Below are 14,455 nucleotides of genomic sequence, written 5' to 3' on the forward strand. Positions count from 1 at the left end.
CGTTGGGAGGCGCTGTCGTTATGATGTCACGCGTACAAAAGGGAATGATCGCCGGGCTTATCGCGACGGTCGCCGTATCAATACTCGAAGCCGTGAATCTGTTTGCTGGGCCGTGGGTGGAGCCTTTTCCGCTGTTCATCGCCAGCCTGATCGGGATGCCTGACAACCTGGCTGTGGGGTGGGTCGTCCACTTCGTCGCCGGGACGGTGATCCTGGGCTCGCTGTTCGGGATCCTGTGTCCCCGGATGCCGGGCCAGACGCCGGAGACCAAGGGGATCATCTTCGCGGTCGGCGCCTGGGCGGTGTTGATGGTGACGGTCTTCCTGTTCGGCGATCCCCGGATGTTCCGAGGATCGGGCGGATTCGGCATGGTCGGCTGGATGCTGGTCAGCCACGCCGTGTTCGGCATCGTGCTGGGCAATGTCTATGCCCGGCTGGTGGCGCGCGAGAAGCGCGCCGCCAAGATGATGGACGGGGTCGCGCCCGCTCACTGATCCGGGATCAAGTCCGGGATGACAAAAGAAGGTTCCGGATCGGGTCCGGGATGAAGAAGTCCGGATAACAAAAGAAGAGAGCGGCGCACCAGACATGGTGCGCCGCTCTTTCGTATTTGGGAATATGTTCGTCGAGTTCAAGCCCGACGTGGCGGCCTAGTTCAGGCGCGTGCCGATCTGGGCGATGGCGGCGTCGAGCAGGGGGTCGGTCTTGGAGCCGGCGGCGCGGGCGGCCAGGATGGTCTCGGCAGCCTGGGCGGCGACGTCGGCGGCGGCGGCCTTCACTTCAGCGGAGGCCTGGGCTTCGGCCGAGGCGATGCGGCGTTCGGCCAGGGCCTGACGGCGGACCATCGACTCTTCGAGGCGGGCCTTGGCTTCGGTTTCCATGATGCGGGCGTCGGCTTCGGCGGCGGAGATCATGGCCTTGGCCTGGGCTTCGGCCTCAGCCTTTTCCGTGCGGATCTGGGCCAGCAGGGCCTCGGCCTCGGCGCGCAGACGCGCAGCCTCATCCAGGTCCGACTGAATCTTGGCGCCCTTGGCGTCGAGAGCGCCGGCTACCAGCTTGGGCACGCCGGCGGCGATGACGATGCCGAAGAAGATGGCCAGGCCGACGGCGACCCACAGCTCGGGATTATCGAGCGAGTAGAGGTGGGGATTGAAGAATTCCATCAGGCGGCTCCGGCGGTGCGGGCTTGGACGACAGCGGCATCGGCTTCGGCCTTGGTCGGGGCGACGCCCGTCAGGCGTTCGACGATGGCGCGGGCCGTGTCGGAGGCGATCGAAGAGACATTGGTCATGGCGGCGTCGCGGGTCCGGCCGATGGCGGCCTCGGCCTCGGCGATGCGGGCGTTGACGACGGATTCTTCCTCGGCGGCGCGGCGAGCCGTCTCTTCGGTGATGCGGGTCTTGGCGGCGACCGAGGCGGCGCGGGCGTCGGCGCGGGCCTTCTCGACCTCGGCCTTGGCGGCGGCGGCCTGTTCGGCGGCCTCGGCCTGGACCGAGCGGGCGGTCGCGATTGCGGTGGAGATCGAGGTCTCGCGCTCATCCATCACGCGGCGGATACGCGGTGCGAAGACCTTGGCGATCAACAGGTAGAGGACGAAGAACAGGACCAGCAGATAGACGATCTGTCCGACCCAGACGCTGGTGTCGAACTGGGGCAGGCCGCCCGAGGCTTCGCCGTGACCCGCGGCCTCTGTCGAGGCGTGAGTGTCGGCGTGGATGTCTGTTGGGGCGTGCGCGACCATGGTGTCCGTCTGCGAGAGTATAAGCAAAGAGGCGACGCCCCCGTTGCCGGGGACGTCGCCGCTGTGACGCCTGAACGGATTAACCGTTGAGGATCAGGATACCCAGAACGAAGGCCAGGATGCCCAGGGCCTCGGCCAGGGCGGCGCCGACGAACAGGTTGCCGACTTGCGAACCGGCGGCCGACGGGTTGCGCAGGGCGCCGTTCAGGAAGTTGGCGAAGATGTTGCCCACGCCGATGGCGGAGCCGATCATGCCGAGGGTGGCCAGGCCGGCGCCGATGTATTTGGCGGCTTCAGCTTCCATGGTTCTATTCCTAGTGTTTCTGAGGGTTCAGGGTTGGGTTGAAAGGGCGGGGTGAGCGGGCTGGGTCTGGCCTTAGTGGCCGTGACCCAGGTTGACCACATCATTGAGGTAGATGCTGGCCAGAACGGCGAAGACGAAGGCCTGAAGGAAGGCCACGAGGAACTCCAGGGCGGTCAGGGCGACGACCATGCCCATCGACAGGGCGGCGATCGGCAGGGCGAACAGGCCCAGGCCCTCGCCGGCGAAGGCCATGCCGCCCAGGGACACCACGAAGCCGGCAAAGATCTTCAGTGCGACGTGGCCGCCCAGCATGTTGCCGAACAGACGAAGCGCCAGGGTGACCGGACGGAGCAGGAAGGAGAGGAACTCGATCGCGCCGACGACGGGGCGCAGCAGCAGCGGCGCGGCCGACGGCCAGAACAGGCCGAAGAAGCCCAGACCGTGGCGACCGATGCCGATGCCGATGACCAGGAGGATGGTCAGAAGGGCGTAGGTCAGGGTGATGGCCAGCTGCGACGTCGCCGTGAACGACAGGAACATGCCCAGAAGGTTCATGCCCAGGATCAGGGTGAAGAGGGTGAAGACGAACGGGAAGAACTTGCGGCCCTCGTGCCCGATGATCGAATCGGTCACGCCGTCGATCATGCCGAACATCTGTTCGCCGGCGGCCTGGAGCCGGCCGGGAACGACCTTGGCGCCCGAGGTGACCAGTTGCAGGAAGCCCACGACCACGACGAAGGCGATGGTCATGGCCATGTGCGAGTTCGTGAACGCGATCTGCTGCTCGCCGATGACGGGCAGGGTCACGGTGCCGAAATCGATGATCGGCGTGACCTGGAACTGGTGAAGCGGATCGGCCATGCGTTCAGTCTTCTTCTTCGTCGTCGAAGGGAACCGACTTGGGCTCCACTCCACTTGCCTTGGCCTTGGCCATGATCCGCTGAGCGGTCCGCCAGGCCATCCATATCGAAATGGCGAAGCCCAGAAGGACGCCGCCGATCAGGCCCCAGGGATTGGTCCCCGCGACCCTGTCCACCACGAATCCGAGGGCCAGGCCCACGAAAACGCCGCCCAGCAGGTCGGCGATGATCCGCCACGCCTCGCTGGCCGCCGCATGACCCGCCATATCGTGATTGACCTCACGAACGGTCTTCGCCTCCAGAACGGATGCGCTGTCGTTGAGGCGTTTGATCGCCTCTTCGCGCGATTCCGGGGGCAGGGACATGGGCTTTTTGCGCTTCTGATCCCGCCCGGCCGCGCATGGATTTGCGGGCCCCGACAGGGGTCTGAATTCGGCGCGGAACCTATAGGCGAGGGGGCGGAAGGTCAAGGCGGGGCGAGATGGCTTTAAGTCCTTGAAATGGTGGGGGTCTGTCCGGGCGGCGCGGTGTGTGGTCGGGCCGGGGGCGCGGGGTGCGACAATGGGGGCCGCACGGTGAAACACCGTCCGAAGCGTCCGAAGCGTCCGAAGCGTTCGGGTGCGCGACTCTAAATAGTAGATACAGAGTCGACAGAGTCGCGCCGAGGGCTGGTGGGCGACGATGTCAAAGACCGGGCGATCAGTGTCGCACGGTTTCGAGGGGTGTCAGGCATAGGGGCGTTCAAAAGAGGCGGGCGTTGAAAACGCTGATGGATCTGGGCGATGCGTTGCCAACTTCGCGCGCTTTCCTTCTCCCCCTGCGGGAGAAGGTGGCAGCCGAAGGCTGACGGATGAGGGGTCACGCCGGCGGCTGGAATGAGGGCTGCCGAGGCTTATCGGTGAGATCGGTGTGACCCCTCACCCGCCCGCGCCAGGACGACGGCTTCGCCGCCGTGCGCGGCCTCCCTCTCCCGCAAGGGGGAGAGGGATCGAAAGCTAGGCCGCCATCTTTTCCCAGGCGGCGCCGACCGGCTGGATATCCAGGCCGGCGGCCTTGGCCAGGCGGATGACGCGGTCGAGGTCGTCAGGGGTGCAGCCGTAGGGGGTTGGGGCGTCCATGACGTCGTGGCCGTAGGCGATCAGCCAGCCCTTGCGGTCGGCGGTCCGGGCCATCAGGGCTTCGAGGTCATAGCCGGGGAGGCGGCGGCTCTCCAGGCCGATGGCCTGCATATTGGCGCGGTCGGCGGAGCCCGAGTTCACGCCGTCGCGGACGCCGCGGGCCAGGGCGAACCGCTGGGCCACCACGGCCTTGGCGCCGACGGAGACGTCTCCGTAGGGGTAGGCGAAGGTGGTCATGACGTGGCCGGCCAGCCGTTCGGCGACCCAGGCGGCGTTCCTGTCCAGATCGGCGGCGTAGGCTTCGGGTGACACCGACAGGGCGCTGACGTGGCCGAAGGTGTGGCAGCCGACCTCGTGGCCGGCGCCGTAGAGGGCCTGGAGATGGTCGGTGGTGAACTGGGGCAGGCCCAGGTTCTGGCCGCCCGACAGGCCGCCGGCGACATAATAGGTCGCGGTGACGCCGTGCTCTTCCAGGATCGGGCCGGCCTCGGTCCAGGCGGTGACCGGGATGTCGTCGAACGACAGGCTGAAGACGCCGCGCGCCGGGCGGACGGGGACGGACTGGACGCCGAGGTAGCGGCCGCCTCTGCGGCGCATCTTGTCGAGGAAAGCGGACATGGGGGGAGGCTAGGGCGGTCGGCTTAAGGGCGGTTGAACGCGACACACAACTCCGTGCACCCCGGCCTTCGCCGGGGTGCACGGAGGGGTAATCATTTGGTCTTCGGCTTCAGCGCCCGCCCGGCCACGACGGCGGAGGCGCCGAACTTCTGGCGCAGGGCGTCGATGGTGGTCTCGGTCTTGAGGGTGCGGCGGTCGGCGGAGGCGAAGAGGCCTTCGGGGAGGTCCTCGGCGTCCTGGATGTCGGCCAGGCCGATGCCGATCAGGCGGTAGGGGCGGCCGAGTTCGGGGGTCAGCAGTTCGCGGCCGATGGCGAACAGGGCGCGGGCGGTCTGGACCGGGTCGGGCAGGGTGCGGCGGCGAGTGATGATCTTGAAGTCGGTGCGGCGCAGTTTGAGCACCACGACGCGGCTGGCGACGCCGTCGCGGCGGGCCTTGGACGCGACCTTTTCGCACAGGGGCCAGAGTTCGGCCTCGAGGTCTTCGAGGCTGGAGAGGTCTGTGTGGAAGGTGTTCTCGGCGCTCATGCCGCGCCGGTCGTGCTCAGGGTTCACGCTGCGGGCGTCGCGGGCGTGGGCGAGGTCGTGCAGGCGAAGCCCGGTCTCGCCGTAGCGTTTGACCAGGTCGCGGACGTCGGCGGCGGCGAGGTCGCCGACGGTGGCGAAGCCGTCGCTGACCAGGGTCTTGCCGAAGACGGGGCCGACGCCGGGGAGGATGCGGACCGACTTGGGGGCGAGCAGGGCCTGGGCGTTTCGCGCGCCGATGACCGAGAAGCCACGGGGCTTGTCGAGTTCGGAGGCGATCTTGGCGAGGAAGCGGTTGGGAGCCAGGCCGATCGAGACGCCGAGGCCGGTCTCGTCCTCGATTCGCTTCTGCAGGCGGATCAGCTGGAATGCGGGCGGGCCGCCGTTGAGCCGTTCGGTGCCGGACAGGTCGATCCAGGCCTCGTCGAGAGACAGAGTCTGGACCAGGGGCGTCAGCTCTCCGACGAAGCGGAAGATGCGCTCCGATTCGGGGACGTATTTGGAGAAGTCCGGCTTGATGACCACGGCGTCGGGGCAGGCCTTCAGCGCCTTGAACATCGGCATCGCCGAATGGACGCCGGACTGGCGCGCGATGTAGCAGCAGGTCGAGACGACGCCGCGCACGCCGCCGCCGACGATGACGGGCCGATCGCGCAGTTCGGGGCGGTCGCGCTTCTCCACCGAGGCGTAGAAGGCGTCGCAGTCGAGGTGGGCGATCGACAGCCGGTCCAGATCGGGATCGCAGACGACGCGCGGAGAGCCGCAGGCCGGGCAGCGTGCGACGGCGTCCGCACCGGTCCAAAGGCATTCGCGACAGATGGCGGTCATGGCCAAGCTTGGGTTTCCGACTTCACCCCAACTTAAGACCCGGTGGGGCACATTCCCACCCGAAGAAGCGGAAAGCCTCATTGCGCAGCGTGCGCATCAGCCGAGGCGGCCAGACCGGGTGAAGATGTCCAAGAAAGTCCTCATCGTCGAGGATAACGAGCTGAACATGAAGCTGTTTCATGATCTGCTCGACTCGCAAGGATACCAGATCCTGCAGACCCGCGAGGGGATGCAGGCGATGGCTATGGCGCGTCAGCACATGCCCGACCTGATCCTGATGGACATCCAGCTGCCCGAGATCTCGGGGCTGGAGGTGACCAAATGGCTGAAGGACGACGAGGAACTGGCTCACATCCCGATCATCGCCGTGACCGCCTTCGCCATGAAGGGCGACGAGGAACGGATCCGGCAGGGCGGCTGCGAGGCCTATATCTCCAAGCCGATCTCGGTGATGCACTTCCTGGAGACGGTGAAGAAGCATCTGCACCAGCCGGTAACAGTGGGGTAGCGTTCCGATGACCGCGCGTATCCTTGTGGTCGACGATGTCGAGGCCAACGTCCGCCTGCTCGAGGCGAAGCTGACGCTCGAATACTATGACGTGCTGACGTGCCAGGACGGCGCGACGGCGATTCAGCTGGCGGCGACCGAACAGCCCGACATCATCCTGCTGGACGTCATGATGCCCGGCATGGACGGGTTCGAGACCTGCAGGCGCATCAAGGCCGACCCGACGACCAGCCATATCCCCGTGGTGCTGGTGACTGCGCTGGACGGGCGCGAGGACCGGATCAAGGGGCTGGAGGCCGGGGCGGATGACTTCGTCACCAAGCCGCTGGACGATGTGATTCTGTTCGCACGCGTGCGGTCGCTGACCCGGCTCAAGCTGGTCATGGACGAGCTGCGCGAGCGTGAGGAAAGCGGGCGCCGGCTGGGGGTCACGACCGACGGGGCCGGCAGGCTGCGGGGGTCGGGCGGACGGGTCCTGATCGTCGACGACAATCCGCGCCAGGCCGAGAAGATCGCCCTGGAGCTGGAGCGAGAGCACCGGCCGACGATCGAAAACAACGCCGGCGACGGGTTGGTGGCGTCCAAGGGCGCGATCGACCTGATGATCGTGAATGTGGCGGCGGCCGAGTTCGACGGCCTGCGCCTGATCGCCCAGGCGCGCTCGGCCGAGCCGACGCGGCACCTGCCGATCCTGGCGGTGGTGGATCCGGCGGACCGGCCGCGACTGGTCAAGGCGCTGGAACTGGGCGTCAACGACATCCTGATGAAGCCGGTGGATCCCGAGGAACTGGCGGCGCGGGCGCGGACGCAGATCCGGCGCAAGCGCTACACCGACTTCCTGAAAGAGAAGCTGGACTACAGCCTGGAGATGGCGGTCACCGATGCGCTGACGGGCTTGCATAACCGCCGTTACATGGCGGGGCAGCTGCAGGCCTTCGTGACGCGGGCGATCCAGGGCGGGGAGCCGGTGTCGGTGCTGGTGCTGGACATCGACCACTTCAAGAAGGTCAACGACGGCTTCGGCCACGACGCGGGCGACGAGGTGCTGCGCGAGTTCGCGGTGCGTCTGGCGACCAATGTGCGGGCCGTCGATCTGCCGTGCCGTTTGGGCGGCGAAGAGTTCGTCGTCGTCATGCCAGGGACCAAGCTGGAAGACGCGCACCGGATCGCCGAGCGGATTCGCAGGGACGTGGGCACGACGCCCTTCCGCGTGATGGGGGGGCAGGAGCACCTGACGGTGACGATCTCGATCGGTGTCGCGGCCACGCTGGGGGCTGGAGATACGCCCGAAGCCCTGCTGAAACGCGCGGACGAAGGCGTCTACGAGGCCAAGGCCACGGGCCGCGACCGGGTCATCGCGCGGGCGGCTTAAACCCAAACACTTTCGTCATCCTCCGGCGAGCTTAGCGAGACCGGGGGACGCAGCGGCGCCGAAGGCGATCTGTTCAAACAGGATGTCGGAAGTGGCTCGCGCGCGGCAGGTTCGCGCTCTCGCGCGCCGCTGCGTCCCCCGGTCTGCGGCGCGAAGGCGCGCCTTGCCGGAGGATGACGAAGCACAAGAAAAACGCCCGGTCATTGCTGACCGGGCGTTCGAAAATCAGAGAGGCGTGAGCCTTACTTGATCTTGCCTTCCTTGAAGTCGACGTGCTTGCGGACGACCGGGTCGTACTTCTTGACGACCATCTTCTCGGTCATGGTGCGAGCGTTCTTCTTGGTGACGTAGAAGAAGCCGGTGTCGGCGGTCGAGTTCAGACGGATCTTGATGGAGGCGGGCTTTGCCATCGGAAATTACCTTTGCGACGGCGGTGAGAGCCGTGAAATGAGAGGCGCGGAACATACTCAGGGAAGTCGCCAAGTCAACCGGCGTATTGGCGCATTGAGCATGATCTCACAGCGCGCGACCCTGACGCCATGAAAACCGCTTTGATCGCCGCTCTCGCCGCTTTTTTGTCCGCCTGCGCCTCGACGCCGGTCCCGTCGGGCCCTCAGGACGTCTTTCTGGCCCGGCTGAACGCCCTGTGCGGCCAGAAGTTCGTGGGCAGGGTGGTCACGACCGACGCCGCCGACGCGCGGTTCGCCAGCGAGCGGCTGTTGATGCATGTGCGGGACTGTTCGCCCGGCGAGGTGCGAATCCCCTTCAGCGTCGGCGAGGACCGCTCGCGGGTGTGGATCGTGACGCGTACGGAGGAGGGGCTGCGGCTGAAACACGATCACCGGCATGAGGACGGCACGGTCGACGTGCTGCACATGTACGGCGGGGACACTGCGGATATCGGGACGGCCGAACGGCAGACCTTCCCGGTCGACGCCTTTTCCATCGCCCTGTTCAACGCCAATGACGCCGCCGTCTCCACCACCAATGTCTGGGGCATGGAGGTTCATCCCGAGCGGATGTTCGCCTATGAGCTGCGTCGCGCGAACCGACACTTTCGGGTAGAGTTCGATCTGACGAATCCTGTCGAGGAGTAGGTCGATGCGGAGTGCGGCGCTGGGACTGGCCCTGATCGGGCTGACGGGCTGCGCCGCGACCGACGATTCGACGATCGTGCCGACCGATGTCGAGGTGACGATGAGTTGCCGCGTTCAGATGGACGGCGGGCTGGCGGACTGTCGCGTGATGCGCGAGCGCCCCGGCGGATACGGCATGGCGGCCGAGGCCCTGGCCTCGGCGGAGGAGGGGCGGGCGAGTTTGCAGCCGATCGGCGGCGGACCGAGGACCGCCTCGGGCAGCCGCCAGACCTTCACCATGCGGGTCGCCATCGATGCGGCGGCCATGACCCGCTTCCGCAGGATCCAGACCGAGGTCTCCGAGCCCCGGAACTGACCGGCATCGCGTTTCAAAGGGGCCGTTCGCGGCGAAGAAGGAGGGCTTAGGATGAAGGGTATTAATCTGGGGCTGGTCGCGGTGGGCGTGGCGGTGTCCGGCTGTGCCGGTGCCGGAGGCGGCACCGGTCTGGTCAATCTGAACTGCGGCGTTGCGACGGACGGCCTGTTGTCGAACTGTCTGGTGGTCTCCGAGAGCCCCGAGGGGCAGGGTTATGGCGCGGTCGCCGCACGATCGGCGGAAGGGACGCGACTGTCCGAATCGACGATGCGCGAACCGCCGGCGTCGGGACGGATCAACTTCGTCGTCCGGGGCGTCGAAAAGCCGGCCGGTTAGCGCGCGCAAAGGCGCTGACGAGGCCCGGTCTTGACCTGATGGGCCTCTAAGCGTAAACGCGCCGGACTTTCGAGGCGGCCCCTGTCTAGGGACCATCCTGATCGTGACAATTGAACGGACGGGCTGTGCCCGCCGGAACGCCCGAAGCGCGCGTTCCGGTTTTTTCGTTTGGTCGACGCGTCAAGGTCTCGAACGACCCCGGGCAGGCCACGAGGCCTGTTCAAAAGAAGGAACCGAGGCGCCCCGGCCGACAGGCACACGCCTCCATCAGAAGTCGAGACTGTTCTACCGATGCCTACGATCAACCAACTGATCCGCAAGCCCCGCAAGCCCAAGCCCGTGCGCAACAAGGTGCCGGCCCTGGAGGGTTCGCCCCAGCGTCGCGGCGTTTGCACCCGCGTCTATACGACGACCCCGAAGAAGCCGAACTCGGCTCTGCGTAAGGTCGCCAAGGTACGCCTGGCCAAATCCGGCTACGAAGCCGTTTGCTACATCCCCGGCGAGGGCCACAACCTTCAGGAACACTCGGTTGTTCTGATCCGCGGCGGCCGCGTGAAGGACCTTCCCGGCGTTCGCTACCACATCCTGCGCGGCGTGCTCGATACGCAGGGCGTCAAGGACCGCAAGCAGCGCCGTTCGCACTACGGCACCAAGCGTCCGAAGTAAGCGACCCGCTCCATCAGAATTCGGCCGTCCACTTCTTCGAGAAGCCGGGGCGGCCCGTCGAAACCGAACTAGAAGGCCAACCGCATGTCACGTCGTCACCGCGCCCAGAAACGCGAAGTTCTGCCGGATCCCAAATACAAGGATCTGACCGTCACCAAGTTCATGAACTACGTCATGTACGAGGGCAAAAAGGCCGTCGCCGAAAACATCGTCTACGGTGCGTTCGCGATCCTGGCCGACAAGAAGAAGGACTTCGAGCCGGTCCAGACCTTCCACACCGCCCTGGAAAACGTCCAACCGTCGGTCGAAGTCCGTTCGCGTCGCGTCGGCGGCGCCACCTATCAGGTGCCGGTCGAGGTTCGCCCCGAGCGTCGCCGCGCCCTGGCCATCCGCTGGCTGGTCAACGCCGCGCGCAAGCGTGGTGAGAACACCATGACCGAAAAGCTGGCCGCCGAGCTGCTGGACGCTTCGAACAACCGCGGCACCGCGGTCAAGAAGCGTGAAGACACCCACAAGATGGCCGAGGCCAACCGCGCCTTCAGCCACTATCGCTGGTAACCGCCTTCAAAGCGTCATGGCTCTTACGTAAGGGCCGGGCGCTGACTATCTAGTGACTATCCGGCGCGGGCGGTTTGAGATAAATCGCCCGCGCCCGCTTATCCGCACACCGACATCTCCCGAGGGCGCCCTCCGCGTCCTGAAAAATTTCAAGGCACGCTTTCATGGCCCGCACACACGCGCTCCAGGACTACCGCAACTTCGGAATCATGGCCCACATCGATGCGGGCAAGACGACGACGACCGAGCGGATCCTGTACTACACCGGCAAGAACCATAAGATCGGCGAAGTCCACGACGGCGCCGCGACCATGGACTGGATGGACCAGGAACAAGAGCGCGGGATCACGATCACGTCCGCCGCGACGACCGCTTTCTGGAAAGAAAAGCGCCTCAACATCATCGACACCCCCGGACACGTGGACTTCACCATCGAAGTCGAGCGTTCGCTGCGCGTGCTCGACGGCGCCGTGACGGTGCTGGACGGTAACGCCGGCGTCGAGCCGCAGACCGAAACCGTCTGGCGCCAGGCCGACAAGTACTCGGTGCCGCGCATCGTCTTCGTCAACAAGATGGACAAGATCGGCGCCGACTTCGACGCCTCGGTCCAGTCGATCCGCGACCGCCTGGGCGCCAAGGCCGTGCCGATCCAGTTCCCGATCGGTTCGGAGAACACCCTGTCCGGCCTGGTCGACCTGGTCGAGATGAAGTCGGTCGTCTGGGACAACGACGCCCTGGGCGCCAACTTCACCGTCGGCGAGATCCCGGCCGACCTGATGGACAAGGCCGTCGAGGCTCGCCAGTACCTGATCGACAACTCGGTCGAGCTCGATGACGAGGCGATGGAAGCCTATCTGGAAGGCAACGAGCCTTCGGTCGAGACGCTGAAGAAGTGCATCCGCAAGGCCGTGCTGACAGGCGCCTTCTATCCGATCCTGTGCGGCTCGGCCTTCAAGAACAAGGGCGTGCAGACGCTGCTCGACGCCGTCGTCGACTACCTGCCTTCGCCGCTGGACATCCCGGCGACCCCCGGCATCGACTTCAAGACGGAAGAGCCCATCACCCGCAAGGCCTCGGACGACGAGCCCCTGTCGGTCCTGGCCTTCAAGATCATGGACGACCCGTTCGTCGGCTCGCTGACCTTCTGCCGCCTGTACTCGGGCAAGATGGAAACGGGCATGAGCCTGCTGAACTCGTCGCGCGACAAGCGCGAGCGCGTCGGCCGCATGCTGCAGATGCACTCGAACAACCGTGAAGACGTCAAGGAAGCCTTCGCCGGCGACATCGTCGCCCTGGCCGGCCTCAAGGAAACCCGCACCGGGGACACCCTGTGCGATCCGCTGAAGTCGCCCGTCATCCTGGAGAAGATGGAATTCCCGGCGCCGGTCATCGAGATCTCGGTCGAGCCCAAGACCAAGGCCGACCAGGAGAAGCTGGGCGTCGCCCTGGCCAAGCTGGCTTCGGAAGATCCGTCCTTCACCGTCTCGACCGACCACGAGTCGGGCCAAACCATCCTGAAGGGCATGGGCGAGCTTCACCTGGACATCAAGATCGACATCCTGAAGCGCACCTACAAGGTCGAGGCCACCATCGGCGCGCCGCAGGTCGCCTATCGTGAATCGCTCGGCCGCAAGGTCGACATCGACTACACCCACAAGAAGCAGACCGGCGGTACGGGTCAGTTTGCCCGCGTCATGCTGACCTTCGAACCCGGCGAGCCGGGCTCGGGCTTCGTGTTCGAGAACTCGATCGTCGGCGGGGCGGTGCCCAAGGAATACATCCCGGGCGTCGAAAAGGGTCTGAACTCCATCAAGGATTCGGGTCTGCTGGCCGGCTTCCCGCTGATCGACTTCAAGGCCACCTTGACGGACGGCAAGTACCACGACGTCGACTCCAGCGTGCTGGCGTTCGAAATCGCATCGCGCGCCGCCTTCCGCGAACTGAAGGAAAAGGGCGCTCCGAAGCTGCTCGAGCCGATCATGGCGGTCGAAGTCGTGACCCCCGAGGAATACCTCGGTTCGGTCATCGGCGACCTGAACGGCCGTCGCGGCATGATCCAGGGTCAGGACATGCGCGGCAACGCCACCGTCGTGAACGCCTTCGTGCCGCTGGCCAACATGTTCGGCTATGTGAACACCCTTCGCGGGATGTCGCAGGGCCGCGCCCAGTTCACCATGCAGTACGACCACTACGAGCCGGTGCCGCAACACGTCGCCGACGAAGTGATCAAGAAGTACAGCGCCTAAGCACCACCCAATCCCGACGGGTTTCGGCCCGTCGGACACCCCCTGAAAACCTAGGATATGCCCCCTCAATTCAGGGGACGGAGAGAAGAGAATGGCCAAGGAAAAGTTCGAACGCACCAAGCCGCATTGCAACATCGGCACCATCGGTCACGTTGACCACGGCAAGACGACGCTGACGGCGGCGATCACGATGACCCTGGCCAAGGCCGGCGGCGCCAAGGCCATGGCCTATGCCGACATCGACGCTGCGCCGGAAGAAAAGGCCCGCGGCATCACGATCAACACGGCTCACGTCGAGTATGAGACGGCCAACCGTCACTATGCTCACGTCGACTGCCCCGGCCACGCCGACTACGTGAAGAACATGATCACCGGCGCCGCCCAGATGGACGGCGCGATCCTGGTCGTCTCGGCCGCCGACGGCCCGATGCCCCAGACCCGCGAGCACATCCTGCTGGCCCGTCAGGTCGGCGTGCCCGCCCTGGTCGTCTTCATGAACAAGGTCGACCTGGTCGACGACAAGGAACTGCTGGAGCTCGTCGAGATGGAAGTGCGCGAGCTGCTTTCGTCCTACCAGTTCCCGGGCGACGACATCCCGATCACCATGGGTTCGGCCAAGGCCGCGACCGACGGCGTGAATCCGGAAATCGGCGAACAGCAGGTGCTGAAGCTGATGGAAACCGTCGACGCCTACATCCCGCAGCCGGAACGTCCCGTCGACCTGCCCTTCCTGATGCCGGTCGAAGACGTCTTCTCGATCTCGGGCCGCGGCACCGTGGTCACGGGCCGCGTCGAAAAGGGCATCGTCAAGGTCGGTGAGGAAGTCGAGATCGTCGGCATCCGCCCCGTTCAGAAGACGACCTGCACCGGCGTGGAAATGTTCCGCAAGCTGCTGGATCAAGGTCAAGCGGGCGACAACGTCGGCGTGCTGCTGCGCGGCACCAAGCGTGAAGACGTCGAGCGCGGTCAGGTCCTGTGCAAGCCGGGCTCCATCACCCCGCACACCAAGTTCCTGGCCGAAGCCTACATCCTGACCAAGGAAGAAGGCGGCCGTCACACGCCGTTCTTCACGAACTACCGCCCTCAGTTCTACTTCCGCACCACGGACGTGACGGGCATCGTTCACCTGAAGGAAGGCGTCGAGATGATCATGCCGGGCGACAACGCCGAGCTGACCGTCGAGCTGATCACCCCGATCGCCATGGACCAGGGCCTGCGCTTCGCCATCCGTGAAGGCGGCCGCACCGTCGGCGCCGGCGTCGTCGCCAAGATCGTCGAGTAATCGACGGTCCAAGCGACCACTGACTACGAAGAGGCCCGCCGG

18 protein-coding genes are annotated in these 14,455 nt (G+C 65.7%); 10 read left to right on the forward strand and 8 right to left on the reverse strand.

The genetic code is table 11. The features are described from left to right. Positions 1 to 23 precede the first annotated feature (23 nt). Positions 24 to 494 (forward strand): DUF6789 family protein, encoded by a 471-nt coding sequence (locus ACW171_RS00835; RefSeq protein ID WP_492095041.1) that lies wholly within the window; start codon positions 24 to 26, stop codon positions 492 to 494. A gap of 156 nt (positions 495 to 650) precedes the next feature. Here the strand turns inward: ACW171_RS00835 and ACW171_RS00840 are convergent, their stop codons facing one another. The 7 genes from ACW171_RS00840 to ACW171_RS00870 all read right to left on the reverse strand — a co-directional run bounded on the left by ACW171_RS00840 (position 651) and on the right by ACW171_RS00870 (position 5,993). Continuing rightward, positions 651 to 1,163: a F0F1 ATP synthase subunit B gene (locus tag ACW171_RS00840; protein ID WP_492095043.1), complete on the reverse strand. Its 513-nt coding sequence runs from the start codon at positions 1,161 to 1,163 to the stop codon at positions 651 to 653. Further along, on the reverse strand, positions 1,163 to 1,741 hold the full coding sequence (locus tag ACW171_RS00845) for a F0F1 ATP synthase subunit B family protein (RefSeq protein WP_492095045.1): 579 nt from the start codon (positions 1,739 to 1,741) through the stop codon (positions 1,163 to 1,165). Before ACW171_RS00845 ends, ACW171_RS00840 begins: the two co-directional genes overlap by 1 nt. Positions 1,742 to 1,820: 79 nt before the next feature. Next, a complete protein-coding gene (locus ACW171_RS00850) occupies positions 1,821 to 2,045 on the reverse strand; it encodes a F0F1 ATP synthase subunit C (protein WP_292087330.1) in 225 nt (74 codons plus the stop codon). Between the two features lie 72 nt (positions 2,046 to 2,117). After that, positions 2,118 to 2,906, reverse strand: coding sequence for a F0F1 ATP synthase subunit A (locus tag ACW171_RS00855; RefSeq protein WP_492095046.1), 789 nt, complete (start codon positions 2,904 to 2,906; stop codon positions 2,118 to 2,120). Positions 2,907 to 2,910: 4 nt separating this feature from the next. Next, positions 2,911 to 3,270: an AtpZ/AtpI family protein gene (locus tag ACW171_RS00860; protein WP_492095047.1), complete on the reverse strand. Its 360-nt coding sequence runs from the start codon at positions 3,268 to 3,270 to the stop codon at positions 2,911 to 2,913. A gap of 630 nt (positions 3,271 to 3,900) precedes the next feature. After that, positions 3,901 to 4,641 (reverse strand): polysaccharide deacetylase family protein, encoded by a 741-nt coding sequence (locus ACW171_RS00865; RefSeq protein ID WP_492095048.1) that lies wholly within the window; start codon positions 4,639 to 4,641, stop codon positions 3,901 to 3,903. Between the two features lie 92 nt (positions 4,642 to 4,733). Further along, a complete protein-coding gene (locus ACW171_RS00870) occupies positions 4,734 to 5,993 on the reverse strand; it encodes a DNA polymerase IV (protein WP_492095049.1) in 1,260 nt (419 codons plus the stop codon). A 124-nt stretch (positions 5,994 to 6,117) separates the two neighbouring features. On the opposite strand from ACW171_RS00870, the gene ACW171_RS00875 reads away from it, so the two are divergent. Next, the gene (locus tag ACW171_RS00875; RefSeq protein WP_492095050.1) at positions 6,118 to 6,501 is read left to right on the forward strand and encodes a response regulator; all 384 of its coding nucleotides are present in this window, start codon (positions 6,118 to 6,120) and stop codon (positions 6,499 to 6,501) included. Between the two features lie 7 nt (positions 6,502 to 6,508). Beyond that, positions 6,509 to 7,873, forward strand: a complete 1,365-nt coding sequence (locus ACW171_RS00880; protein ID WP_492095052.1) for a PleD family two-component system response regulator — start codon at positions 6,509 to 6,511, stop codon at positions 7,871 to 7,873. Positions 7,874 to 8,115: 242 nt separating this feature from the next. On the opposite strand, the gene rpmG is transcribed toward ACW171_RS00880, so the two are convergent. Continuing rightward, on the reverse strand, positions 8,116 to 8,283 hold the full coding sequence (gene rpmG / locus ACW171_RS00885) for a 50S ribosomal protein L33 (RefSeq protein ID WP_008262536.1): 168 nt from the start codon (positions 8,281 to 8,283) through the stop codon (positions 8,116 to 8,118). 129 nt (positions 8,284 to 8,412) lie between these two features. On the opposite strand from rpmG, the gene ACW171_RS00890 reads away from it, so the two are divergent. From ACW171_RS00890 to tuf, 7 genes are all read left to right on the forward strand, one after another. Further along, on the forward strand, positions 8,413 to 8,970 hold the full coding sequence (locus ACW171_RS00890; RefSeq protein ID WP_492095054.1) for a hypothetical protein: 558 nt from the start codon (positions 8,413 to 8,415) through the stop codon (positions 8,968 to 8,970). Between the two features lie 4 nt (positions 8,971 to 8,974). Beyond that, positions 8,975 to 9,325: a hypothetical protein gene (locus ACW171_RS00895; protein ID WP_492095056.1), complete on the forward strand. Its 351-nt coding sequence runs from the start codon at positions 8,975 to 8,977 to the stop codon at positions 9,323 to 9,325. 51 nt (positions 9,326 to 9,376) lie between these two features. Next, complete coding sequence (locus tag ACW171_RS00900) at positions 9,377 to 9,661, forward strand: hypothetical protein (RefSeq protein ID WP_492095058.1); 285 nt, start codon at positions 9,377 to 9,379, stop codon at positions 9,659 to 9,661. A 291-nt stretch (positions 9,662 to 9,952) separates the two neighbouring features. Further along, positions 9,953 to 10,327, forward strand: a complete 375-nt coding sequence (rpsL, locus tag ACW171_RS00905) for a 30S ribosomal protein S12 (RefSeq protein WP_013269204.1) — start codon at positions 9,953 to 9,955, stop codon at positions 10,325 to 10,327. Positions 10,328 to 10,411: 84 nt separating this feature from the next. Further along, positions 10,412 to 10,885, forward strand: a complete 474-nt coding sequence (rpsG, locus tag ACW171_RS00910) for a 30S ribosomal protein S7 (protein ID WP_492095059.1) — start codon at positions 10,412 to 10,414, stop codon at positions 10,883 to 10,885. A 164-nt stretch (positions 10,886 to 11,049) separates the two neighbouring features. Next, positions 11,050 to 13,131: an elongation factor G gene (fusA, locus tag ACW171_RS00915; RefSeq protein WP_492095060.1), complete on the forward strand. Its 2,082-nt coding sequence runs from the start codon at positions 11,050 to 11,052 to the stop codon at positions 13,129 to 13,131. Positions 13,132 to 13,222: 91 nt separating this feature from the next. Next, the gene (gene tuf, locus ACW171_RS00920) at positions 13,223 to 14,413 is read left to right on the forward strand and encodes an elongation factor Tu (protein ID WP_492095062.1); all 1,191 of its coding nucleotides are present in this window, start codon (positions 13,223 to 13,225) and stop codon (positions 14,411 to 14,413) included. Positions 14,414 to 14,455 lie beyond the last annotated feature (42 nt).

The sequence above is a fragment of the Brevundimonas sp. FV1ye28 genome (assembly GCF_058681135.1).

Excerpts from the sequence above, each read along its gene's own strand:
- ACW171_RS00835 (WP_492095041.1), top strand. The coding sequence starts at position 24 with ATGTCACGCGTACAAAAGGGAATGATCGCCGGGCTTATCGCGACGGTC.
- ACW171_RS00840 (WP_492095043.1), bottom strand. The coding sequence starts at position 1,163 with ATGGAATTCTTCAATCCCCACCTCTACTCGCTCGATAATCCCGAGCTG.
- ACW171_RS00845 (WP_492095045.1), bottom strand. The coding sequence starts at position 1,741 with ATGGTCGCGCACGCCCCAACAGACATCCACGCCGACACTCACGCCTCG.
- ACW171_RS00850 (WP_292087330.1), bottom strand. The coding sequence starts at position 2,045 with ATGGAAGCTGAAGCCGCCAAATACATCGGCGCCGGCCTGGCCACCCTC.
- ACW171_RS00855 (WP_492095046.1), bottom strand. The coding sequence starts at position 2,906 with ATGGCCGATCCGCTTCACCAGTTCCAGGTCACGCCGATCATCGATTTC.
- ACW171_RS00860 (WP_492095047.1), bottom strand. The coding sequence starts at position 3,270 with ATGTCCCTGCCCCCGGAATCGCGCGAAGAGGCGATCAAACGCCTCAAC.
- ACW171_RS00865 (WP_492095048.1), bottom strand. The coding sequence starts at position 4,641 with ATGTCCGCTTTCCTCGACAAGATGCGCCGCAGAGGCGGCCGCTACCTC.
- ACW171_RS00870 (WP_492095049.1), bottom strand. The coding sequence starts at position 5,993 with ATGACCGCCATCTGTCGCGAATGCCTTTGGACCGGTGCGGACGCCGTC.
- ACW171_RS00875 (WP_492095050.1), top strand. The coding sequence starts at position 6,118 with ATGTCCAAGAAAGTCCTCATCGTCGAGGATAACGAGCTGAACATGAAG.
- ACW171_RS00880 (WP_492095052.1), top strand. The coding sequence starts at position 6,509 with ATGACCGCGCGTATCCTTGTGGTCGACGATGTCGAGGCCAACGTCCGC.
- rpmG (WP_008262536.1), bottom strand. The coding sequence starts at position 8,283 with ATGGCAAAGCCCGCCTCCATCAAGATCCGTCTGAACTCGACCGCCGAC.
- ACW171_RS00890 (WP_492095054.1), top strand. The coding sequence starts at position 8,413 with ATGAAAACCGCTTTGATCGCCGCTCTCGCCGCTTTTTTGTCCGCCTGC.
- ACW171_RS00895 (WP_492095056.1), top strand. The coding sequence starts at position 8,975 with ATGCGGAGTGCGGCGCTGGGACTGGCCCTGATCGGGCTGACGGGCTGC.
- ACW171_RS00900 (WP_492095058.1), top strand. The coding sequence starts at position 9,377 with ATGAAGGGTATTAATCTGGGGCTGGTCGCGGTGGGCGTGGCGGTGTCC.
- rpsL (WP_013269204.1), top strand. The coding sequence starts at position 9,953 with ATGCCTACGATCAACCAACTGATCCGCAAGCCCCGCAAGCCCAAGCCC.
- rpsG (WP_492095059.1), top strand. The coding sequence starts at position 10,412 with ATGTCACGTCGTCACCGCGCCCAGAAACGCGAAGTTCTGCCGGATCCC.
- fusA (WP_492095060.1), top strand. The coding sequence starts at position 11,050 with ATGGCCCGCACACACGCGCTCCAGGACTACCGCAACTTCGGAATCATG.
- tuf (WP_492095062.1), top strand. The coding sequence starts at position 13,223 with ATGGCCAAGGAAAAGTTCGAACGCACCAAGCCGCATTGCAACATCGGC.